A 23,423-nucleotide genomic window follows, 5' to 3' on the forward strand; every position below is an offset into this window, starting at 1 on the left:
AAGGCAAAGGGCGCTGGATTGCGCTGACGTTCGGAGAGAACGGACTGACGCCGGAAAATGGTTTTCACAGTCAGGCGGAAGTTGTGACTTTCGCTCGTAAAGCAGCGTCGCAGGTGGGCGCCACCCGCATGGATCGTCCCGAGTGGATCGCTGTGAATCCGCACGACGGTCGCGCTTACTGCACGCTGACCAACAACAGCAAGCGTGGTGAGACGGGTATGCCGGTGAACCCCGCCAACCCGCGTCCAAAGAACATCTATGGACAGATTATTCGCTGGGACGAACACGGCGACGCCACGGCCAGAGCATTCGAGTGGGATATGTACGCGCTGTGCGGCAACCCGATCGCGCACCCGGAGGGCGTCAATCGTGGTACGCCCAATATCACGGCGGAGAATACCTTTAATAGCCCGGACGGTCTGGGGTTCGACAGAGAGGGGCGGCTGTGGATTTTAACGGACGGCAATTACAGTAATACCGGTAATTTCGCCGGGCAGGGCAATAACCAGATGCTGGCGGGCGATCCTCTCAGCGGCGAAATCAAACGTTTCATGGTAGGACCGAAATCCTGTGAATTGACCGGTATCACCTTCACTCAGGACTATCGAACGATGTTCGTCAACGTGCAGCATCCGGGCGAAGAGGGCGATTCGCACTTTCCTCACAACAGCGTGCGGCCTCGTTCCTCGGTGGTGATGGTGACGCGGCAGGACGGCGGCGTGATCGGTGCGTAAGCCAGTGATTCAAACGTTGAGGTTAACATAACCTGCTTAGTGATGACCTGGGAGCATTGAGAAACGCTTTCACGTGAGCAAAAAAAGAGATGCCATTCGGCATCTCTTTTTACTTTTCAGCGGTCTCGCTTGCTATTGGGACGATAAGAGCCGCCTGGATTTTGGCACGTTACTCGGCGTTGGGCGCGTTGTCATCCCGCCGAACGAACTGAGACGGCTGGCGGTAATAACGTTGTTCTTCCCAGTGAAGCAGCGTTAGCGCGCCGCCCCAGCAGCAGCCGGTATCCAGCGCGAAAATGCCTTCCGGCGTGCCTTTGCCTTCCAGCGATGCCCAGTGCCCGAAGGCGATGGCGTATTCGCTCGGCACCGGTCCCGGCAAATTGAACCACGGTTTAAGCAGGGAAGGTGCCTGTGCCGGTGGCGTCTTGCACATCATATCCAGCTGGCCGCCGTTAAAGCAGTAGCGCATACGGGTGAAGACATTGGTGCTGAAGCGCAGGCGCGGCAGCCCGCTAAGCTCCGGCAGCCAGTTGTTCGGCATGTCGCCGTACATCGCATCCAGAAACAGCGGATAGCTGTCGCTGCTCAGGATGGACTCGACTTCGCGGGCGCACATCTGCGCCGTGTCCAGATCCCACTGCGGCGTGATCCCGGCGTGGGCCATCACCAGCTTGAGATCTTCATCGACCTGCAGCACCGGCTGGCGACGCAGCCAGTTGATGAGATCGTCGATATCCGGCGCGGCGAGCAGCGCCTCCAGCCGGTCTTTGGTTTTATGGCGGCTGATGCCTGCGTAAACCGCCAGCAGATGCAGATCGTGATTGCCTAAGACCATGCGCACCGAAGAACCCAGCGAGCGTACGAAGCGCAGCACCCGCAATGAGTCGGGGCCACGGGCGACGAGGTCGCCGGTCAGCCACAGCGTATCCCGCTCGGGGTCGAAAGAAACTTGCGCCAATAGCGCTTCCAGTTCAACGAAACAGCCGTGAACGTCGCCAACAAGATAGGTAGCCATAATTAGTGTATCAGTGAAGGGATTGCCAGACGGAATACCGGGATAGATTCCTCGAAAGTCTCACCCTGATGGTCAAGCATCTGGTAGTGGCCTTCCATCGTGCCCAGCGGCGTTTCGAGAATGGCGCCGCTGGTGTACTGGAATTCACTGCCGGGATGAATGACGGGCTGAACGCCGATCACGCCTTCGCCCTGAACCTCGGTCTGGCGTCCGTTGCTGTTGGTAATGAGCCAGTAACGGCTCATCAGTTTGACGTCGTGGCGCCCCAGATTGCGGATCGTGATGGTGTAAGCAAAGACGTAGCGATCTTCTTCCGGCGCAGACTGTGCTTCTACGTAAAAACTCTGAACCTGTATGCAAACTCGGGGCGCGTTAATCATGACGACAACTCCAGTTTATTCCTGCGCCGTAGGATGGCTGCTGAGCCAGTTAGCGAGCTTGCAATACTGCTCAACGGTCACGTTTTCTGCGCGATCGTTGGCGTTAATGCCCTGTTCCGCCAGTTGCTCTTGCGTAAACAGGTTGCCCAGGCTGTTGCGCAGCGTTTTACGGCGCTGATTGAAGGCTTCCGTGGTGATCCTGCTCAGCACGCGGGTATCGACCTGAGGATAAGGCGACGTCGTGTGCGGCACCAGCCGGACGACCGCCGACTCGACTTTTGGCGCAGGTCTGAACGCGGTGGGGGGAACTTCGAGTACCGGGATAACCTGACAGTAATATTGCGCCATCACGCTCAGACGGCCGTAGGCTTTACTGTTCGGCCCGGCGACCAACCGGTTGACCACCTCTTTCTGCAACATAAAGTGCATGTCGCGAATAGCCTGAGTATAGCTGAACAGATGGAACATCAGCGGTGTAGAAATATTATACGGCAGGTTGCCGAAAACCCGCAGCGGCTGGCCGATTTGCTGTGCCAGCTCGGCGAAGTCCACTTTCATGGCATCCTGCTGGATGATGGTGAGCTTATCTTTCAGCGTGGGGTGAACCTCTAGCCGTGCGGCCAGATCGCGGTCCAGCTCAACGACGGTAAAGTGATTCAGTCGTTCTCCCACCGGCGCGGTCAGAGCACCCAGGCCAGGGCCGATTTCCACCAGCGCCTGATCCGGCAGCGGGTGAATGGCAGAGACAATGCTGTCGATCACAAAGTGATCGTGTAAAAAGTTTTGCCCGAAACGCTTACGGGCGAAGTGGCCTTGGTGTACTCGATTATTCATTACGATTAGCAATCATTTTAATAGCAAGAGTTAGGGCGGTGCTGAAGCTGCCGGGATCGGCCTGGCCAGTGGCGGCCAGCTCCAGCGCCGTGCCGTGGTCGACCGAGGTACGGATAAACGGTAGACCCAGCGTGATGTTGACTGCCCGGCCGAAGCCCTGATACTTCAGAACCGGCAATCCCTGGTCGTGATACATCGCCAGCACGGCATCCGCCGGCTGTAAATATTTGGGTTGGAACAAGGTATCTGCCGGCAGCGGGCCGACCAGCTGAATGCCTTTCGCCCGCAGCTCATCGAGCGCCGGAATGATAACGTCCAGCTCTTCCCGACCCATGTGGCCGCCTTCGCCCGCGTGGGGGTTCAGGCCGCAAACGTAGATCGACGGGTTCGCAATACCGAACTTGGTCCGCAAATCGTGATCGAGAATAGTGATGACTTCGTGCAGACATTGGCGGTCAACGGCGTCGGCCACGTCTCTCAGCGGCAGATGCGTCGTCGCCAGCGCGACGCGCAGCTCCTCGGTCGCCAGCATCATGACGACCCGTTCGCAATGGCTGCGTTCGGCAAAGAATTCGGTATGCCCGGTGAACGGCACGCCCGCTTCGTTGATGATGCCTTTGTGGACCGGACCGGTGACCAGCGCGGCAAATTCGCCCCGCAGGCAGCCGTCGCAGGCCTGTGCCAGCGTCTCGACAACGTAACGACTGTTCTCAACGTTTAACTGGCCGGGGACGACGGTCGCCGCAAGTTTGACCGGGAGGACGGTCAGCGTACCGGCCTGTTGAGGTTGCGCGGGCTGAGCAGGAAGATACTCCCGCACCGTCAGCGGGATATTCAGCGTCCGCGCCCGGCTCTCGAGCAGCGCGGGATCGGCGCAGACCACCAGCTCGACCGGCCATGCCTGTTGGGCCAGCGAGACGATCAGATCGGGACCAATCCCGGCGGGGTCGCCGGGCGTGATCACGATGCGTGGAATGCTGAGTTCACTCGACATTAGTTACTTTGTCCATCCATGACTTTAACGTAGGCGGCAGCGCGTTTTTCCTGCATCCAGGTCTGCGCTTCTTCCGCGAACTTACGGTTAAACAGCATACGGTAAGCGCGCTCTTTTTGCGCCGCGTCGGTTTTATCGACCTGACGAGTGTCCATCAGCTGGATTAGATGCCAGCCAAAGGAGGAGTGAACCGGCGGGCTCATTTCGCCTTTATGCAGTTTCAGCAGCGCATCGCGGAATACCGGATCGTAGACGTCCGGTGATGACCAACCCAGATCGCCGCCCTGATTGGCGGAACCCGGATCCTGCGACAGCTGACGCGCCTGCGCGGCAAAGCTGGTGCTACCGCTCTTGATCTGCTGAGCGACGTCCAGCAGTTTGGCGCGGGCCTGATCGTCCGTCATCATGACCGACGGTCTCAGCAGGATGTGGCGGGCGTGCATTTCCGTGACGGATACCGTTTTGTCTTCGCCACGGATGTCATTGACGCGCAGAATGTGGAAGCCGACGCCGGAACGGATCGGGCCGACGATCTGGCCTTTCTGTGCCTGCACCAGGCTTTCTGCGAACAGCGTTGGCAGCTCCTGCAGTTTGCCCCAGCCCATCTGACCGCCTTTCAACGCCTGTTGATCGGCGGAGTAGGTGATGGCGAGCTTGCCGAAGTCCGCGCCTTGATTTGCTTCTTTCACCAGACGTTTCGCCAGATCTTCGGCCTGATCGACTTCCTGCTGCGTCGGGTTTTCCGACAGCGGCAGCAAAATGTGGCTCAGATTGACTTCGGTATCGCCGGTATTCTGACTGGAAACCTGCTTGGCCAGCGCATCGACTTCCTGCGGGAGGATGGTGATGCGACGACGCACTTCGTTATTGCGCACTTCGGCGATGGTCATGTCTTTGCGGATCTGACTGCGGTAGGTGTCGTAGCTGATGCCTTCCTGCGCCAGTCGGCCGCGCATCTGAGCGACCGTCATGCGGTTCTGCGCCGCGATGCCGCTGATGGCGCGATCCAGCTGCTCGTCGGTGATCTGAACGCCCATTTTCTGGGCCATTTGCAGCACGATGCTGTCGACGATCAGGCGATCAAGGATCTGATGGCGCAGGGTGGCGTCATCGGGCAACTGCTGGCCGGCGCCTTGTGCGTTCAGTTTGACCGACTGCAGTAAGCCATTGACATCACTTTCCAGCACGACGCCGTTATCCACCACCGCGGCAACTTTATCAACGACCTGCGGCGCGGCAAACGCTGTCGAGACGCTCAGCGTCAGTCCCAGAATCAGTGCTTTCCAGTTGTTCATACCTTTCCCATTAAATGTCATCCGCCCGAAGGCGGGTTAAATGTTGATTTGCTACCGGTATTAGACGCTTATTGCGGCCAGAGTTCCCGGCGGTACACCATTAGAAAGAGCGTTGATACGGCAAAATACCGTTAGCGAGCATTTTGTCCGTGCCCAAACTGTAGTTACTGCTCAGACCGCGCAGTTCAAACGACACGCCCACTTTGTTGTCGTAGACGCTGCTGTTGGAGGCAGTGTTCCAGGTGGTGATCTTTCTTTCGTAGCCGACATTCACCGCCCAGCAACAGGTGGAATACTGCAGACCAATCAGCTGATCGGCCGGCTGGTTCATCTTGGTGTCGTAGTAGTACGCGCCGACGACGGCCCAGCGTTCGGACAGCGGCCAGCTGCCGGTCATCCCCACCTGAGAGATCCCCTGCTGGTAGGCCGGAAGGTCGCTGCTGCTGTTTAGCATGGACTGGATGTACTCCGCGCTGGCGTAGCGGTAGTTCAACTGCAGCATCCGTTCGCCGCCGCCGCGGTATTCCAGCACGGCGTCGCCGACCGTGAAGTTATCCACGCGCGCGTCGTACTGCGCGCCGCCGCGGATGGCCCAGCTATCGGCGATCTTCCAATAGGTATCGCCCGCCCAGGTCAGGCTGCCGTTGTGATAGTTGTTGTCGAGCGACGAGTTGGTGTTGCCGGTACGCGGACGCTCGAAGTAGTAAATCTGACCGAGCGAGGCGTTGAAGCGTTCCACCAGCGCGTCGTCGTACAGGCGGGTGGTGACCCCGCTCGCCACCTGGTTGGCGGAGGCGATACGGTCCAGGCCGCCATAGGTGCGGTCGCGGAACAAACCGGCATAGTCGCTCTGCAGCAGGGTCGAGTCATAGCTCTTTATGCGGCTTTGGTCGCGGTACGGCACGTAGAGGTACATCGCCCGCGGTTCCAGCGTCTGGGTGTAGCCCTTCGCCCAGTCCATATCCCGTTCAAAGACCAGCTTACCGTCCATTTTGTACTGCGGTATCACGCGGTTAACTGAGTCATCCAGTGTGCTGTTCTTAGGGTTGCTATTGTAGCTGGATAGGTTGCTTTGCTGATAGTGGGTCGCCATCAGCTTGGCTTCGGTATTCAGGCTCGCCCAGCCGTTGGACAGCGGCAGATTAAAGGTCGGCTCGGCGTGCAGTCGGGTCGCCGTCGGCATGTCCGGGTTGGCGTTGGTGAATTTCACCGCCTGCCCGTACAGGTGCATGTCGATGGGGCCCAGATCATTAAGGTAGTAGTTCATGTCGAGCTGCGGCTGCGCGCGGTAGACATCCGGGGTTCTGCTGAATATCTGGTAGCTGCGCGTCGACAGCGTGGCGTCGAAGTTGCGGTCGGCATAGCCAGCGCTGAACTTCTGGGTGGCATAGCCATCGGTGGTGGAGCCGTATTTGGACTCCAGATCGGTAAAGTAATACGGGTCGCTGACCTTGGTGTAGTCAATGTTGAAACGCCACACCTGATTGAATACACCACTGTGTTGCCAGTACGTCAGCCAACGGGTGGTGTTGCTGTCTGCCTCATAGGTGCCCGCTTTGATCTCTTTGTCGTACTGTTTATCGTTCGGCAGCCAGTCCAGCTCGAACACGCCAGCGCCTGCGCGGGTCAGGTAACGGAATTCGTTTTCCCATTGCAGCCCACGCTTGGTCTGCAGGTGCGGCGTAATGGTGGCGTCGAAGTTCGGAGCGATGTTCCAGTAGTACGGCGTAATCAGCTCAAAGCCGTTGTTTTTGCCATACTTGGCGCTAGGGATCAGGAAACCGGAGCGGCGGCGATCGCCTACGGGGAGCTGAAGATACGGACTGTAAAAAACCGGTACGCCAGCGATGCGGAATCGTGCGTTCCAGATTTCGGCCACTTCTTCTTGCCGGTCATGGATGACTTCTGAACCCACGACGCTCCAGCTGTCGTCACCCGGCAGGCATGACGTGAAGGTACCGTTTTCCAGAATGGTGTAACGATTGTCGTCACGCAGCTTCATCTTGTTGGCATCGCCGCGGCCTTGACGTCCGACCATCTGGTAGTCGCCTTCGTAGACATCGGTGTCTTTGGTGTTCAGGTTCGACCAGGCTTTAGGCCCTTTCAGGATCACCTGGTTGTCATCGTAATGAACATCGCCGGTGGCGGTTACCGTGCGGGTCGGGTCAGTTTTGCCCGCCTGCTGTAACTGATTCAGCTCGACTTCCTTGGCGGTCATCACCCGGTTGCCTTGCTCAATATTCACATTGCCTGTGAATACGGCGTTGTCGGGGTAGTTCGCCTGGGAGTGATCTGCCTGGATGTGAACGGGCAGCTGGCCGGTATCGCCGGTCACTAGCGGACGGTTATACGTCGGTACGCCGAGCATACACTGAGAGGCGAGGTCCGCCATGGCTTGCTGGCTGTAGAGCGCTGACCACACTAACGAGGCCAGCAGAGTTGGGAAACTTTTTTTCATACGCGGTATCAGGTGTTCCGTCATCAGGGGCATCATGCCGGCAAACCGTCAGAGACTATATCACGCGCTGGCGCAGTGCCAGTGCTAAATCCCCGCCGTTTTCTACGCGCTGCCGTTAGGAGCAAAGATAAATGACGGGTATGATAAAGCAATTTTTAGCCGACGGCATGAGGATTTGAGGAGTATATGCGCTATTGGGGAAAGTTGCTGGGGCTAGCTATGGGCGCAGCGTCCAGCGGTGGCGTCAGTGCGGTGATTATCGGGCTGCTGGTGGGTCATTTATTTGACAAAGCCCGCTCGTCGCGTCGACGCACCGCTTTTTCCGCGCACTCCTCTCGGCAGGCGTTATTTTACATCACCACGTTTCAGGCGATGGGCCATCTCACCAAGTCGAAAGGCCGGGTGACGGAGGCGGATATTCTCGCCGCGACCCATGTGATGGATCGGCTGGAGCTGCGTGGTGAAGCGCGTAACGCGGCTCAACAGGCATTCCGCGAAGGAAAATCCCGTCAGTTCCCGGTGCGCGGCAAGCTGCGTAAACTGCGCGATGTCTGCATCGGCCGTTTCGATATGGTTCGCCTGTTTCTGGAAATTCAGCTGCAGGTCGCCTTCATCGACGGCGCGCTGCATCCCAATGAGCGTCGGCTGCTGTATGTTTTCGCCGATGAGCTGGGCGTGACGCGGGCGCAGTTCGAACTTTTTCTGCGAACGATGGAACGCGCGACGCAACAATCGCATGCTCAGTCGCAGCGCGGCAATAGCGGATGGTCACAGCAGAACGGCAACGCGCATCAGCGTCGGGGACAGTCATACAACGGGCATTCCCAGCATCAGCGGCCGCCGGTACCGCCGCGTGGACCGACCGTGGAGAGCGCCTGCCGGACGTTGGGCGTGCGCTCTCATGATGATGCGGCGACGGTGAAGCGGGCTTATCGCAAGCTGATGAGCGAACATCATCCGGACAAGGTGGTGGGGAAGGGGCTGTCGCCCCGGATGATCGAACTGTCCAAGCGCAAAGCGCAGGATATTCAGGCGGCCTACGAATTCCTCAAGGCCCACAAGTTCTCGCGTTAACGTTTCCTCGCTTCCCCCGTCTTTCTCGACGACCTCTCTTCCTGTTGTTACCTAACGTTTCGTCAAAAATCCGGTTCGCAGCGAAAATGCATCGGCTCATGCGATGCCGGGTGGGTGATAAACAGTTCCTGCGCGTGTAACTGCAAACGCGACGCCATTGCCCGTGCGGCGGGCGGCGCGTAGAAACCATCCCCCAGAATCGGGTGTTCGATAGCCAGCATATGCACCCTCAGCTGATGGGAGCGGCCGGTGATCGGCATCAGTTTCACCCGGGTCGTGCCGTCGTCATCGCGAGACAGCACCTCCCACAGGGTTTGCGCGGACTTGCCCTCAGTGAAACAGACTTTTTGCTTGGGACGATTGGGCCAGTCGCAAATCAGCGGTAAATCGACCAACCCCTCGTCCTGCGCCATATGTCCCCAAACTCGGGCGATATAGGTCTTTTTCGGCTCACGTTCGCGGAACTGGCGTTTGAGCTCGCGCTCGGCGGCTTTGGTCAGGGCAACGGCAATGACTCCGCTGGTCGCCATATCCAGGCGATGAACGGATTCAGCCGACGGATGTTCAGCCTGAATCCGACTCATGATGCTATCGCGGTTTTCCGGCGCGCGACCGGGAACGGACAACAGGCCGCTGGGTTTGTTGACCACCATCAGATGGTCATCCTGATACAGCACCTGTAGCCAGGGTTCTTGCGGCGGGTTATAGGGTTCCATGACTGGCTCCGAGCGGGCGGCAAGGGGGTTCCCCTGCCGCGTGAGTGATAAGCGCCATCATGCCGCTGTTATTGGTGTGAAACCACGACCAGACGGATGGCGTCCAGACGCCAGTTTGCCTGTTCGAGATTCAGCAGCACCTGTTCCCGCTGGGTTTCCAGCGCCTGTAACTCGTCTTCGCGGATGTTGGGGTTGACCGCTTTGAGCGCCGTGAGGCGTTCCAGCTCGTGCCGCAGCGCTTTATCGGCGAACTGGGTGGCCGTCGCAATCACCTTCTGGGCCTGTTCGGCGACCAGCGGCTCCGCTTTTTGCAGCATGTCATGCACGTCAGGTTGGACGGCGTTCACCAGTTTGCTGGCGGTGTGGCGGTTGACCGCGGCCAGCTGGCGGTTGAAGCTTTCGAACTCCACCTGTGCGGCCAGATCGGTGCCTTTGCGATCCAGCAGGATGCGTACCGGCGTCGGCGGCAGGAAACGGGTGAGCTGCAGTTTTTTCGGCGCCTGCGCCTCTACCACATACACCAGTTCCGCCAGCAGCGTGCCGACCGGCAGCGCTTTGTTTTTCAGCAGTGATACGGCGCAGCTGCCGGTATCGCCGGACAGGATCAGATCCAGTCCGTTGCGGATGAGCGGGTGCTCCCAACTGATGAACTGGGCGTCCTCGCGGGACAACGCCTGCTCGCGATCAAAGGTGATCGTGCAGCCGTCCTGAGACAAACCGGGGAAGTCCGGCACCAGCATGTGTTCCGACGGACGCAATACGATCAGGTTGTCGCTGCGATCTTCCTGATGGATACCGATGATGTCGAACAGGTTAAGCGCGAAGTTGACCAGCGTGACGTCGTCGTCCTGCGCGGCGATATCGGTGGACAGTTTTTTCGCCTGTTCGCCGCCGTTGGAATGCATTTCCAGCAGGCGGTCGCGACCCTGTTCCAGCTGGGCTTTCAGCGCATCGTGCTGCTCACGGCATTCGCGAATAAAGTCGTCGACGCCGTCCTGCTCTTCCGGATGAGCGAGCAGGCCGATCAGACGATCGTAATGGCTGTCGTAAATCGAGCGGCCGGTCGGGCAGGTATGTTCGAATGCGTCCAGACCTTCGTGATACCAACGGACCAGCAGCGCCTGCGCGGTCTGTTCCAAATAAGGCACCAGGATTTGGATGTCATTTTCCTGACCGATACGATCCAGACGGCCGATGCGCTGCTCCAGCAGGTCAGGGTTGAACGGCAGATCGAACATCACCAGATGGCTGGCGAACTGGAAGTTGCGGCCTTCGGAGCCGATTTCGGAGCAGATCAGCACCTGAGCGCCTTCCTCTTCCGAGGCAAAGTAGGCGGCAGCGCGGTCGCGTTCCAGAATCGATAGGCCTTCATGGAATACCGCGGCACGGATGGCTTCACGCGTCCGCAGCGCCTGTTCCAACTGCAGCGCCGAGGCGGCTTTGGCGCAGATCACCAGCACTTTCTCATCGCGATGGCTGGTCAGGTAGTCGAGCAGCCACTCTACGCGCGGGTCGAAGCTCCACCAGGTGGCGTTTTCATCTTCGAACTGCTGATAAATTTGCTCGGGGTACAGCATGTCCTGAGCGCGCTTCTCGGAGGTTTTGGCGCCGGACATGATGCCGGAAACCTTGATCGCCGTCTGATACTGAGAAGGCAGCGGCAGCGGGATAGTCTGTAGCTGACGTTCCGGGAAGCCTTGTACGCCCTGACGGGTATTACGGAACAGCACGCGGCTGGTGCCGTGGCGGTCCATCAGCAGGGTGATGAGCTCTTCGCGCGCTGAACGCGCTGCATCCTCGTCCGAGGCGTTGATGGCTTGCAGCAGTTCGCTGATGTCCTGTCCGCCCAGCAGCGACGTCAGCGCCTGAAGATCCTCCGGGCTGGCCTCGTCACCGGTCAGCAGCTGGGTCACCGCATCGGCCACCGGCTGATAGCGCTGCTGCTCAGCCACAAATTCGGCGTAGTCGTGGAAGCGGTTCGGGTCCAGCAGACGCAGACGGGCGAAGTGACTTTCCTGACCGAGCTGTTCCGGCGTCGCGGTCAACAGCAGAACCGCCGGGGTGACGCTCGCCAGTCGCTCGATGGCCTGATACTGCGGGCTCGGCTCGGCTTCGCTCCAGGTGAGGTGATGCGCTTCGTCGACCACCAGCAGGTCCCAGTTGGCGTTGGCCAGCTGTTCAAAACGTTTCGGGTTGCGTTGGACAAAGCTCAGCGAACAGATGATCAGCTGCTCGGTTTCAAACGGGTTGCTGCTATCCAGCAATGCTTCGGCGTAGCGCTCGTCGTCGAACAGTGAGAACAGCAGGTTGAAGCGGCGCAGCATTTCCACCAGCCACTGGTGCTGTAGGGTTTCCGGCACCACGATCAGTACGCGTTCGGCACGGCCTGACAGCAGCTGTTGATGGATGATCATCCCGGCTTCGATGGTTTTTCCCAGACCCACTTCATCCGCCAGCAGAACGCGCGGCGCATGGCGCTGGCCGACTTCGTGCGCGACATACAGCTGGTGGGGGATCAGGCTGGCGCGCATCCCGCGTAAACCGTTCCACGGCTGCTGGGCCTGAGCGTGCAGGTGCTGACGGGCGCGATAGCGCAGGGCAAAGCGGTCCATCCGGTCAAGCTGGCCGGCGAACAGGCGATCCTGCGGCTTATTGAAGGTCAGCTTGCTGTCCAGAAACACTTCGCGCAGCAGGGCGGGCGTTTCATCGTCGAGCCGCAGGCCGATATACGTGCGCAGACCGTTTTCGTCGATGATTTCGTCGACCTGCATCTGCCAGCCCTCATGGCTGGTGACGGTATCGCCCGGATTGAACATGACCCGGGTGATGGGGGCATCATTGCGGGAGTAGAGGCGATTCTCGCCGCTGGCTGGGAACAGCAGGGTAACCATTCTGGCATCAACCGCCACTACCGTTCCCAATCCTAATTCGCTTTCTGTGTCGCTGATCCAGCGCTGACCAAGTGTAAAAGGCATATGTGCTTAGCTCGATACTCGTCGTTGTCGAAAATTGTCTGAATGACAGTCATTGTCGGCCGCCCTGCCGGGAAAAAGGCGTAAATGCTGCATTGCCCGTCGTGGTATGGCAGGCGCCCGGTCGGCATGACCCGTGTTGTTATGTGTGAGTTAGCGATGTCCGCCGTCATTTGCGAGCGCGCTGACGGCCTGTCGGCGCGATAGGCGAAAGTCGCCCCGCTACGTGTGCGCCGCTCGCGCATTCGATGACGTTGGCCTGAAAGGCCTGCGCTAGGCGCCGTCCTGCGCGGATACGGCCCGAATCTGAATGCATGGGCTGACGACAGCGCAAGGTCTTATCGAAAATACCGCCGGATTCGGAAAGGGCGTTATGGTACTGGATGGACGCGCGTTCGTCACCTGCCAAACCGCCGTCGGTGCATCAAAATAGCCCCATTTGTCCGGTGACCAGCATCGTAAAATCGTCGTGCAGGAAGGGCAAAATCCCATCCGCCACCGGCTGTAGCTGTTTCTCGACGTAGTGTGGGTAATCCAGCGGCGAATGGCGAGTTTCCAGCGGTTCAGGCCCGTTGACGGTCATGACGTAGCTGATCCAGCCGCCGTTTTGATACTGGAGCGGACGCCCATGCTCACGGTTGTACTCGTCGGCCATTCGGGCGGCGCGTACCTGAGGCGGAACATTGCGCTGGTATTCGCTGAGTTTGTGGCGTAGCCGCTTGCGGTAGACCAGCTGGTCATCCCACTCGCCGTCCTGCGTTTTGCGCACGTACTCGCGCACCCACTCCTGATAGTCTTCGCGCCGGAAAATCCGCGCGTAGAGCTGCTGCTGAAACTGCTGCGCGAGAGGCGTCCAGTCGCTGCGCACGGTTTCCAGCCCTTTGAACACCAGTTGCGGCTCGCCGCTGGCGTTCAACGTAAGTCCGGCGTAGCGCTTTTTACTGCCCTGTTCCGCGCCGCGAATCGTGGGCATCAGGAAACGCTGATAATGGGTTTCGTACTCCAACTCCAGTGCGCACTCAAGACCCTGAGTCTGCGCCAGATGCTCGCGCCACCATGCGTTCACATACTGCACCAGTTCCCGGCCGATGGCGTCCGCTTCCTGATCGTTGTGAGCGTGATTGAGCCAGACGAACGTCGAGTCAGTATCGCCGTAAATCACCTGATAGCCGCGCGCTTCAATCAGCGCCTGCGTTTGCTGCATGATGTCATGCCCGCGCAGGGTGATGGAGGAGGCCAGTCGGGGATCGAAGAAACGGCAGCCGCTTGAGCCCAGTACGCCGTAGAAGGCATTCATGATGATTTTGAGCGCCTGCGACAACGGCTTGTTGCCGCTGCGTTTCGCCGCCTCGCGTTCCTGCCAGATGCTGTCGACAATCGCGGGCAGACAGTGCTGCTCGCGGGAAAACCATGCGCCCCGGTAGCCCTCAACCGCATGCTGTTCGTCCGGGTGCCGCATCCCGACGGTCAGTCCGACGGGGTCGATCAGAAAGGTGCGAATGATGGAGGGGTACAGGCTTTTATAATCCAGTACCAGCACGGAGTCGTACAAGCCCGGACGGGAGTTCATGACGAAGCCGCCGGGACTGGCTTCCGGTGGGATCTCGCCAAGGTTGGGGGCAACGAAGCCTGCCCGGTGCATCCGGGGCAGATAGAGATGGGTGAACGCCGCCACGGAGCCGCCGCTGCGGTCTGCCGCCAGACCGGTGAGGCTGGCGCGTTCCAGCAGGAACGGCAGTAGTTCGGTCTTGTCGAAGATGCGCGTGACCAGCTCGCAGTCTTTCAGGTTGTAGTGGGCGAGGGCGGGTTTGTCTTCGGCGAAGCGACGGTCGATCTCATCCATCCGCTGGTAGGGGTTATCCATCGCCTTACCCTCGCCCAGCAGCGTCTGCGAGACGAACTCCAGGCTGAAAGAGGCGAAGTTCCAGGTGGCGGACTTGAGCGCTTCAATACCGTCGACAATCAGTCGTCCGGGCGCGCTGGCGAAAAAGTGCCCCTGTTTGTAGCCGTGTTCCCGCCACTCCAGCTCCGCCTGCTGACGGCCCAGCCGCAAGGGAATGCCGTAGCGTTCGGCGTGTTTTTGCAACACCCGCAGGTCGAACTGCACCAGATTCCAGCCGACGATCAGATCGGGATCGTACTGCTGGATCCAGTGGTTGAGCTGCTCTAGCAGCTGGGGGCGGCTGGTCGCATACGTCAGCGTGAGGTCGCCCGCGTCAGCCGGGTTGCCGTTGGGCGGACCCAGCATAAACACCTGCCGCTGGCCGCAGCCTTCAAGACCGATGCAGTACAGCTCGCCGTGGCGGTTAGTTTCGATATCCAGCGACACCATGCGCAGCGGCGGACGATAGTGCGGTTCGGGTTTCATTCTGGCATTGATGAGACGTCCTTCCGGCCCGGCGTCGCCATCGAACCAGACAGGCGCCGTAATGAAACGCTCCATCAGGAAACGCTCTGGCGGGCGAATGTCCGCTTCATAAACCGGTATGCCGACCTCCTGCAGCCGTTTCTCAATACGCTGTAGCTGGCGATATTGCGGGCAGTAGAGGCCGAGCAGATCTTCGTGGTGGAAACTCTTCATCCCCAGCGGATGCAGTTCGGCCTTTCTCTCGCCGCTCAGCGCGGCGCGGACGTCCGCTTCGTGTCGGGCCGGAACGAACGCGACGGCCTGTTGCAGAGGAAGGCGCACCCGCTGCGGGCCGTCATCGGTGGCGAGCCAGAACTCGACCTGAATGCCGGCCGGCGTATCTTGCCAATGACGGGTGAGCACAAAGCCCTGACGCGGGGAGGAAGCAGTCATAACCTCAGGCCGTATGAAGAAGAAAGTCGTCATTAAGTGTGGTTATTTATACAGTGGTTGTCCAGCCTTTTTCGCCTGCCACCTGGTGAGGCAACGCTGACAATCGCGGTGCGTCCGGCGTCCGAATGATTGATTTGTCTTATGAATGCCGGGGCAATATGCGCACCATGCGAAAGCAGCGCAGGGTGCTTGTGGTGCAACTGACGCCCGTCGCCGCCGTTTAAGGCAATCACTTCCTGTTATGTCTGATTTATTAATTGATTAATAACGTGTTTATCCGCCCCGGCTTATTGGCATGGTAATTGCTGATTTTCCCATTGTGGTGCGGGTTGTGCCCGTGCGCATTTTTGCTGGCTATAGCCCTATACACAGCTTCATTTCACGATGGGAACGTAACCCACTATTCATTGACGAGGCGGAACATGAAGAGAAGAGTTTTCAAAACAACGATAGCGGCAGTCTGTGTGTCCTCTGCGCTGGCGGCCGCGAATGTCATGGCGGACGAAGTCAAAATCGGTGTTGTGCTGCCCTTGAGCGGCGCGTTGAGCGGTTATGGCCAGCCTTCTCAGAAAGGGGTGGATCTGATTAATGCCATGGAGCCGAAGCTGGCGAACGGCGACACCGTCAAGCTGATTATCATCGATGACAAGAGCGACAAGGTGGAAGCCGCCAACGCCATGCAGCGTCTGGTCTCCAGCGACAAAGTGGATGCGGTGATCGGCGAGGTGACGTCGACCAATACGCTGGCGATGACCAAGATGGCGGAAGACACCAAAACGCCGCTGATTTCCCCGACAGCGACCAACGACCGCGTCACCCGCAATCGCGAGTACGTCAGCCGGGTGTGCTTCTCCGACAGCTTCCAGGGGGTGGTCGGCGCCAACTTGGCCAGCCGCGATCTGAAGGCCAAGAAAGCGGCCATCATGTTCGACAGCAGCAACGACTACTCGGTCGGTCTGGCGCGCGCCTTCCGCAATCAGTTTGTGAAAAACGGCGGCACTATCGCTGTCGAAGTGCAGGCGCCGGGCGGCAGCAAAGATTTCAAAGCGCAGCTTTCCACCGTGAAATCGCATAACGTCGATATGATCTACATGCCGATTTACTACACAGAAGGCGCGCTGATTGCGGTACAGGCCAAGCAGCTGGGACTGAAAGTGCCGGTGGTGGGCGGCGATGGTCTGGCGGCCGATCCGATCTTCTTCAAACTCGGTCAGGATGCAGTGGAAGGCTACATGACCACCGACTACTACTCGCCGAATGCGAAAGAGCAGACGCCGGACGGCGAGAAGTTCATTCAGGCGTGGACCGCCAAATATAAAGAACCGACCCACACCTGGGGCGCGATGACGGCAGACGCCTACAAGATGATTATTGCGGCGATGAACAAGTGTAGCGACCCGCACGACCGCGTCTGTGTGAACAAAAACCTGCGTGCGACCACCAACTTTACCGGCATTACAGGGACGCTGACCCTGAAAGGCGGCGATGCTATCCGCCCTGCGGTCATCAACGAAGTCAAGAACGGGCAGCTGGCGTTCAAAACGGTGGTCAATCCTTAATCGGTGGGATGTAGTAAGGAGCGCACAATGGATTTTGCCGTTTTTTTACAGCAGGTGGTCAATGGCATGAGCCTTGGCAGTATGTATGCGCTGATCGCGATTGGTTACACCATGGTGTATGGCGTACTACGGCTGATCAACTTCGCCCATGCGGATATCATGATGGTCGGCGCCTTTCTGGCGCTGATCGCCTTTACCTCCTTCGGGCTGCCTTTCGGGGCAGCGATTCTATTCTCGGTGCTGGTCTCGGCCCTGCTTGGGGTCGCCATCGATCGCATCGCCTATCGCCCGCTGCGGCAGGCGTCCAAAATTTCCATGCTGATCACCGCAATCGGCGTCAGCTTCTTTCTGGAGAACCTCTTCAACGTCGTATTCGGCGGCAGCCCGCGATTCTTTGAATCGCCGCCGTTTTTCAACAAAACAGTGACGATCGGCCACATCGTGATCACGCAGGTGGCGTGGATGGTGCCGCTGATCACCTTGGTGCTGTTGGCGATCATTCTGTTCATTCTGTACCGCACCCGACAGGGGATGGCGATCCGCGCGGTGGCATTTGATGTGAATACCGTTCGCCTGATGGGCATTGATGCCAACCACATCATTTCGCTGGTGTTTGCGCTAGGGAGCGCGCTGGCGTCGCTGGGCGGCGTGTTCTATGCCATCAGCTACCCGACCATCGATCCGCTGATGGGGGTTTTGATCGGCCTGAAAGCTTTCGCCGCGGCGGTATTGGGCGGAATTGGCAGCGTGACCGGGGCGGTCATCGGCGGCTTTATTCTGGGCTTTACCGAAGTGGTGGCGGTCGCCGTTTTCCCGGAGTTGGGCGGGTACAAAGATGCTTTCGCCTTCATGTTTCTTATTTTGGTGCTGCTGTTCAGACCGGTGGGCATCATGGGTGATGAACGACTGGAAAGGAGCCGCTTCTGATGAGAATGCCGCAGACCTCCTCTTCGCTGCTGTTGTGCTATATCGTCTTGTTCGCGCTGGCTTTTTTAGGGCTTTTTACCCTGCAAAACGCGTTCAATGATTATGTGCTTCGCATTATCTGCAACATCTTTATCTTCATGATCCTGGCGGTCAGCTACAACCTGATCAACGGGGTCACCGGCCAGCTGTCGTTGGAGCCGAACGGTTTTGTTGCCATCGGCGCTTACGTCACGGCGCTATTGTTGCTGACCGCAGACAACAAAACGGACATGTTCGAAATGGCGTCGCCCAGTCCGTTCATTCTGGCCCTGCACACGACGTTTCTGCCTGCGCTGGTCATCAGCGGCATCTGCGCCGCGGTGGTGGCCGTCTGTCTGTCGTTCCCGGTCTTTCGCGTACGGGGCGATTATCTGGCGATCGTCACACTGGGCTTTGGTTTCATTATCAAGATCCTGGCGATCAACAACCCGCAAATCACCAATGGCGCTATCGGACTGAATGAGATCCCGCAGGCGGATCATATTCTGTACTGGTGCGGGTTCATTGCGATCGTCGCCGTGCTGTTCGTCCTGCAGCTGGTCTACTCCAAGTATGGAAGGGCGATGAAGGCGGTGCGCGATGACGAAGATGCCGCGATTGCGATGGGCATCAATACCTTCCGCATCAAAACCTGCGCTTTTGCGACCAGCGCCTTTTTTGAAGGTATCGGCGGCGGCCTGTTGGCCTCGCTGCTCACCATCATCTCTCCGGATCTGTTCGACTTTATGCTGACCTTCCAGCTGTTGATCATCATTGTGCTGGGCGGATTGGGCAGCACCACCGGCGCGATCCTCGGGACGATCGTCGTGGTGGGCAGCGGCGAGTGGCTGCGCTTCCTCGATCAGCCGCTGACGCTGTTCGGTCAGGATCTGGGATCGCATCCCGGCCTGCGTATGGTGGTGTTCTCGCTGGTGCTGTTGATCATCATGCTGTTCGCACGCGAAGGGCTGCTGGGCAAACGGGAAATTTGGGAAATACGTGGGAGGCGTCAGAATGGCAAATGAGGCACTACTTCGCGTTGCGGACGTCACCATGCAATTTGGCGGACTGCGCGCCATTGACGGCGTTAGCTTTCACATTGCGCCTGCGGAGATCTTCGGTTTGATCGGGCCGAATGGCGCGGGCAAAACCACGCTATTCAACGTGATTACGGCCAACTACAAGCCAACCGGCGGCACGGTGGAACTGGAGTCTCAGGCGCTGACCGGGTTGAAACCGAATCAGGTGGTGAACCGGGGGATCGCCAGAACGTTCCAGAACATCCGGTTGTTTCCGTCCATGACGGTGCTCGACAACGTGTTGATCGGACTCGATCGCTTTATTCATTACTCTTTCCTCGAAGCCGCCCTGCGCTGCGGGCGTTTCTTCACGGCGGAGAAACGTGCGCGGGAAAAGGCGATGCAGCTGCTGGACTATATCGGCATCGCCGAACACGCCCATTCGCTGGCGACCAATCTGAGTTACGGCAATCAGCGTAAGGTGGAAATTGCGCGGGCGCTGGCGACGTCGCCCAAGCTGCTGTTGCTGGACGAGCCTGCCGCAGGGATGAACCCCCGCGAGACGGCGGAACTGGCGCAGCTGATTTTCAAAATGCGAAAGGACTTTGGACTGACGGTGTTGTTGATTGAACATGATATGTCGTTTGTGAACTCCCTGTGCGAGCGGGTGATGGTGCTGGACTACGGCAAGGCGCTGTTTAGCGGCACGCCGAATGAAGCCATCAACCATCCTGACGTCATCGCCGCGTATCTGGGGGACATTGATTATGCTTAAAGCGACCGATCTACGGGTCTTCTACGGTCTGATTCAGGGACTGAAGGGGATCGATATCGAGGTCAACAACAGCGAGATCGTGACGTTGATCGGCAGTAACGGCGCCGGGAAAACGTCGACGCTGAATGGCATCATCAATCTGGTGAAATCCACCGGCGTGGTCAATTTTCTCAACGAAGATATTTCCCACCGTCAGACGCATCAGATCGTGCGTCAGGGATTGGCGCTCGTGCCCGAAGGGCGCAAGGTGTTCACCAACCTGACCATCGAAGAAAATCTGCGGATGGGGGCGTACAACAACCCGGTAAGGTTCAGCTATCTGCGCGACAAGATGTATGCGATGTTTCCCCGCCTGAAAGAGCGGCGTGCGCAGTTGGCGGGCACGATGAGCGGCGGCGAGCAGCAGATGCTGGCGATTGCCCGGGCGCTGATGAGTGAACCGGCGTTGCTGATGCTGGACGAGCCGAGTCTGGGCCTTGCGCCGAAGGTGGTGGGCGAGTTGTTCAACATCATCCGTCAACTGCGCGAGGAGAAGATTACGATCCTGCTGGTCGAGCAGAATGCGACCGCGGCGCTGAAAATCGCCGACCGGGCCTACGTGTTGGAAAACGGTAAGATCGTCCTGCATGGACCCGCGCAGGAAGTGCTGGCGAATCCCGAGGTGAAGACCTTGTATCTCGGCGGCTGACGTAGTGCGGCGGCGGCGTTGCCGTCGCCTGCTGCATTCGACGAAGTCGGTCCTTTCAATGTTAACCCTGCCTGATGCAGGCCGTTGGGCCGTCGGTGAGGGAAGCACTGTCGTCCGGCGGTTTTCTGCTATTATCCCGAAGTCCTGATTTTTAGCGCAGATAAGTAGGGATTTATGCAAGCCTGGCTTGAGCACTTGGTTACTCAATCGTTGGCCTATTCACTGCTGGCCGTTTTGCTGGTGGCTTTTCTTGAGTCGCTGGCGTTGGTGGGGCTGCTGCTACCGGGCACCTTAATGATGGCGTCGCTGGGCACCTTGATCGGCAGCGGGAACCTGGGACTATATCCGGCCTGGGGGGTAGGTATTATCGGCTGCCTGCTGGGGGATTGGATTTCCTATTACATCGGCTGGCGCTTCAAAGACCGGCTGCACGGCTGGTCGTTTGTCCAGAAGCACAGCGCCTATCTCTATCGCATCGAAAAAATGCTGCATCAGCACCATCTCGCGACCATTCTGGTCGGGCGCTTTATCGGTCCGACCCGGCCGCTGATCCCGATGGTGGCCGGTATGCTGGAACTGCCGCCGAAGCGGTTTGCGCTACCCAATATCATCGGCTGCCTGACCTGGCCGCCGGTATATCTGATGCCGGGTATTTTGGCGGGGGTAGCGATCGATATCCCTGCGGCGGCGAACAGCGGCAGTTTCCGCTGGCTGCTGCTGATTGCCGTGGTGCTGACTTGGTCCGCTGGCTGGCTGCTGTGGCGCGCATGGCGGACGCGTCGAACATCGCCGGAGGGATGGCTGACGCCAGCGCGGTTACGCTGGCTGGCGCCGATAGCGACGGTCGTGGCGGTGATCAGTCTGGTGCTGCTGTGGCGGCACCCGCTGATGTCGGTCTACCTGCACCTGCTGCTGCAGATCTTCTACGGCTGATTAGCGGTAGAACTCCGCCACCTGCTCGAAAATGCGGGTGTCGTCGCCGTGGCGGCGCACCTGCAGCACATCTTCCAGCTTTTCCACCTGACTGATCATCTGCACCAGACGGTCGTCGTCGTTCACCAGCAGCCAGATGCGGCTTTGTTCACCGCCTGGCAGCGGCATACACATGATGCCTTCCACGTTGAACGCACGACGCGCGAACAGGCCGCAGACATGAGACATGACGCCGGGATGGTTGCGGACGGACAGCTCAAGCGTGACCTGGGTTGAAGAGGATGCGGTCTGCATAGAATTAATCTCCAATCATCTCAATGTTGGCGGCGCCCGGCGGCACCATCGGATACACTTTTTCGTTCACGTCGATCAACGCATGAATCAGCGCCGGACCCGGCTGCTTCATGATGTCGCGCAGCGCGGCCTGCGGATCTTCCGCCGCGTTCAAATCACAGGTCGCCAGTCCGAAACCGGCGGCAATCGCCAGGAAATTGGCCTGATAGCTGTAGTCGGACGCTACGTAACGCTGTTCGTAGAACAGATCCTGCTGCTGGTGGACCATGCCCAGCGCCTGATTGTTCATCAGCACGATTTTGACGTTAAGGCGCTGTTCGGCCAGCGTCGCCAGCTCCTGGATATTCATCATCAGGCTGCCGTCACCGGAGAAGCACACCACCGTGCGTTCGGGTTCCGCCAGCGCGGCGCCGATAGCGGCCGGTACGCCAAATCCCATCGTCCCTAAACCGCCAGACGTCAGCCATTGGCGCGTGCGGCGGAGCGGGTACGACTGGGCGACCCACATCTGATGCTGACCAACGTCGGTAGAGATAATGGCGCTGTCGTCCAGCGATTCGGCGACGGCATGAACCAGTCCGTAGTGGCTCAACGGATCGTCCTGTTGCAGATTGGCGGGATATTCCTGCTGCAACGCACTGACCTGCTGGCGCCATTCGGCGCGCGTCTGCGGCTCGATCAGCGGCAGCAGCTGCGTCAGCCCTTTAGCCACATCGGCATGCAGCGCGACGTGCGGCTGGCGGATTTTGCCCAGTTCGGCGGCGTCGATATCCATGTGGATGATGCTGGCGTTCGGGCAGAACTGCTCGGCTTTGCCGATAGCGCGATCGTCGAAACGTGCGCCCATAACGATCAACAGATCCGACTGTTGCAGGATCATGTTGGTGGATCGTGCGCCGTGCATGCCCAACATGCCCAACGACAGCGGATGATCGGCAGGCATTGCGCCGAGCGCCATCAATGTCATGGTGGTGGGAATACCGGCGGACTCCGCCAGCTGGATCGCCTGCTGATGCGCGCCAGCGCTGACGATCCCGCCGCCGAGATACAGCACGGGACGGCTGGCGGCATTGATCATCGCGGCCGCCTGCTCAAGGGCCTGCGGTTCGGCAGCCACCGGCGCGTCGTTCGGCGTAGGCGCTGGCAGGGCGTCCAGCTCAATAGTAGCGGTCTGTACATCTTTCGGCACGTCGATCCACACCGGGCCGGGACGGCCTGACTGCGCAATGCGGAACGCCTCGTTCATCACATGGGCCAGCTCATTGATGTCGCGCACCAGATAGTTGTGTTTGGTGACGGGGATGGAGATGCCGTAGGTGTCCACTTCCTGAAAGGCGTCGCTGCCGATCATGCTGGAGGAGACCTGAGCGGTGATGCAGACCAGCGGAATGGAGTCGAGTTTCGCATCCGCAATCGCGGTCAGCAGGTTGGTCGCGCCGGGGCCGCTGGAGGCCATGCAGACCGCCGCTTTGCCGCTGGCGCGCGCCATGCCCTGAGCGATGAAGCCCGCGCCTTGCTCGTGTCGCGCCAGTACGTGGCGAATGGTTCGGCTTTGTCCCAGCGCATCGTACAGCGGCAGGGCGGCCCCGCCGGGAATACCCGTCACGGTCGTGATGCCTTGCTGCTCCAGCATGTGGACGATCAGCTCAGCTCCGGTATAACGCATAGTCATATCCTTTATCAGAGCCGGTGCAGTTTGGGAGCGGGGGGCAGAAAGAACAAACCCCGCTCGGCTGGCGCCGGCGGGGTTTGAGAATCTCTTCTGGATTCGAACCCGTTACGGCGCGTTGCCGACCACGACGACGACCACTAGGCGCACGACGACGACCGCATCGACAAGCGCGGTGTTGGATAGTGCTAGCGTGGAGGACGTGTGTTTCACGGAGAATCCTGTCATTGGTTTTTTTTAAACCATGTGTATGGACAAGCCATTTCCAC

Annotated in this window: 20 protein-coding genes; 8 read left to right on the forward strand and 12 right to left on the reverse strand. The window is 59.0% G+C overall.

Going from position 1 to position 23,423, the window contains the following annotated elements:
* A partial coding sequence (locus Q7O77_RS00005) for a PhoX family phosphatase (RefSeq protein ID WP_304161981.1) occupies positions 1–734 on the forward strand: 734 nt, incomplete at its 5' end.
* A 169-nt stretch (positions 735–903) separates the two neighbouring features.
* On the opposite strand, the gene apaH is transcribed toward Q7O77_RS00005, so the two are convergent.
* The 6 genes from apaH to lptD form a co-directional block, all read right to left on the reverse strand.
* Entirely contained in the window at positions 904–1,749 is an 846-nt protein-coding gene (gene apaH / locus Q7O77_RS00010) for a bis(5'-nucleosyl)-tetraphosphatase (symmetrical) ApaH (RefSeq protein ID WP_304161984.1), read from the reverse strand.
* 2 nt (positions 1,750–1,751) lie between these two features.
* Positions 1,752–2,129, reverse strand: coding sequence for a Co2+/Mg2+ efflux protein ApaG (gene apaG / locus Q7O77_RS00015; protein WP_304161986.1), 378 nt, complete (start codon positions 2,127–2,129; stop codon positions 1,752–1,754).
* A 15-nt stretch (positions 2,130–2,144) separates the two neighbouring features.
* Positions 2,145–2,963 carry a 16S rRNA (adenine(1518)-N(6)/adenine(1519)-N(6))-dimethyltransferase RsmA gene (gene rsmA, locus Q7O77_RS00020; protein WP_085651806.1) on the reverse strand — a complete coding sequence of 273 codons (819 nt, stop codon included), beginning with the start codon at positions 2,961–2,963 and terminating at the stop codon, positions 2,145–2,147.
* The gene (gene pdxA, locus Q7O77_RS00025) at positions 2,956–3,957 is read right to left on the reverse strand and encodes a 4-hydroxythreonine-4-phosphate dehydrogenase PdxA (protein ID WP_304161998.1); all 1,002 of its coding nucleotides are present in this window, start codon (positions 3,955–3,957) and stop codon (positions 2,956–2,958) included. Before pdxA ends, rsmA begins: the two co-directional genes overlap by 8 nt.
* Positions 3,957–5,252, reverse strand: coding sequence for a peptidylprolyl isomerase SurA (gene surA / locus Q7O77_RS00030; RefSeq protein WP_304162001.1), 1,296 nt, complete (start codon positions 5,250–5,252; stop codon positions 3,957–3,959). Before surA ends, pdxA begins: the two co-directional genes overlap by 1 nt.
* Before the next feature lie 100 nt (positions 5,253–5,352).
* A complete protein-coding gene (gene lptD, locus Q7O77_RS00035; RefSeq protein WP_304162004.1) occupies positions 5,353–7,746 on the reverse strand; it encodes an LPS assembly protein LptD in 2,394 nt (797 codons plus the stop codon).
* A 150-nt stretch (positions 7,747–7,896) separates the two neighbouring features.
* On the opposite strand from lptD, the gene djlA reads away from it, so the two are divergent.
* On the forward strand, positions 7,897–8,784 hold the full coding sequence (gene djlA / locus Q7O77_RS00040) for a co-chaperone DjlA (protein WP_304162007.1): 888 nt from the start codon (positions 7,897–7,899) through the stop codon (positions 8,782–8,784).
* Positions 8,785–8,846: 62 nt separating this feature from the next.
* On the opposite strand, the gene rluA is transcribed toward djlA, so the two are convergent.
* From rluA to Q7O77_RS00055, 3 genes are all read right to left on the reverse strand, one after another.
* The gene (gene rluA, locus Q7O77_RS00045; RefSeq protein WP_304162010.1) at positions 8,847–9,500 is read right to left on the reverse strand and encodes a bifunctional tRNA pseudouridine(32) synthase/23S rRNA pseudouridine(746) synthase RluA; all 654 of its coding nucleotides are present in this window, start codon (positions 9,498–9,500) and stop codon (positions 8,847–8,849) included.
* A gap of 68 nt (positions 9,501–9,568) precedes the next feature.
* On the reverse strand, positions 9,569–12,475 hold the full coding sequence (gene rapA / locus Q7O77_RS00050) for an RNA polymerase-associated protein RapA (protein WP_304162013.1): 2,907 nt from the start codon (positions 12,473–12,475) through the stop codon (positions 9,569–9,571).
* 421 nt (positions 12,476–12,896) lie between these two features.
* A complete protein-coding gene (locus Q7O77_RS00055; protein ID WP_304162016.1) occupies positions 12,897–15,272 on the reverse strand; it encodes a DNA polymerase II in 2,376 nt (791 codons plus the stop codon).
* 422 nt (positions 15,273–15,694) lie between these two features.
* On the opposite strand from Q7O77_RS00055, the gene Q7O77_RS00060 reads away from it, so the two are divergent.
* From Q7O77_RS00060 to Q7O77_RS00085, 6 genes are all read left to right on the forward strand, one after another.
* Complete coding sequence (locus Q7O77_RS00060) at positions 15,695–16,831, forward strand: ABC transporter substrate-binding protein (RefSeq protein WP_085651814.1); 1,137 nt, start codon at positions 15,695–15,697, stop codon at positions 16,829–16,831.
* Between the two features lie 27 nt (positions 16,832–16,858).
* Positions 16,859–17,758, forward strand: coding sequence for a branched-chain amino acid ABC transporter permease (locus Q7O77_RS00065; RefSeq protein WP_085651815.1), 900 nt, complete (start codon positions 16,859–16,861; stop codon positions 17,756–17,758).
* Positions 17,758–18,801, forward strand: coding sequence for a branched-chain amino acid ABC transporter permease (locus Q7O77_RS00070; RefSeq protein ID WP_094118096.1), 1,044 nt, complete (start codon positions 17,758–17,760; stop codon positions 18,799–18,801). Before Q7O77_RS00065 ends, Q7O77_RS00070 begins: the two co-directional genes overlap by 1 nt.
* Entirely contained in the window at positions 18,791–19,570 is a 780-nt protein-coding gene (locus tag Q7O77_RS00075; protein WP_094118097.1) for an ABC transporter ATP-binding protein, read from the forward strand. Before Q7O77_RS00070 ends, Q7O77_RS00075 begins: the two co-directional genes overlap by 11 nt.
* Entirely contained in the window at positions 19,563–20,258 is a 696-nt protein-coding gene (locus Q7O77_RS00080) for an ABC transporter ATP-binding protein (protein WP_304162027.1), read from the forward strand. The genes Q7O77_RS00075 and Q7O77_RS00080 overlap by 8 nt, the downstream gene beginning before the upstream one ends.
* A 174-nt stretch (positions 20,259–20,432) precedes the next feature.
* Positions 20,433–21,191: a DedA family protein gene (locus tag Q7O77_RS00085; protein WP_304162030.1), complete on the forward strand. Its 759-nt coding sequence runs from the start codon at positions 20,433–20,435 to the stop codon at positions 21,189–21,191.
* Here the strand turns inward: Q7O77_RS00085 and ilvN are convergent, their stop codons facing one another.
* From ilvN to Q7O77_RS00100, 3 genes are all read right to left on the reverse strand, one after another.
* On the reverse strand, positions 21,192–21,485 hold the full coding sequence (gene ilvN / locus Q7O77_RS00090) for an acetolactate synthase small subunit (protein WP_304162033.1): 294 nt from the start codon (positions 21,483–21,485) through the stop codon (positions 21,192–21,194). It abuts the gene before it with no gap.
* A gap of 4 nt (positions 21,486–21,489) precedes the next feature.
* Entirely contained in the window at positions 21,490–23,151 is a 1,662-nt protein-coding gene (gene ilvB, locus Q7O77_RS00095; RefSeq protein WP_304162036.1) for an acetolactate synthase large subunit, read from the reverse strand.
* Between the two features lie 111 nt (positions 23,152–23,262).
* The gene (locus Q7O77_RS00100) at positions 23,263–23,382 is read right to left on the reverse strand and encodes an ilvB operon leader peptide IvbL (RefSeq protein WP_118894615.1); all 120 of its coding nucleotides are present in this window, start codon (positions 23,380–23,382) and stop codon (positions 23,263–23,265) included.
* Positions 23,383–23,423: the final 41 nt, after the last annotated feature.

The organism is Lonsdalea britannica (genome assembly GCF_946477055.1).
GTDB classification, from domain to species: Bacteria; Pseudomonadota; Gammaproteobacteria; order Enterobacterales; family Enterobacteriaceae; genus Lonsdalea; species Lonsdalea britannica_A.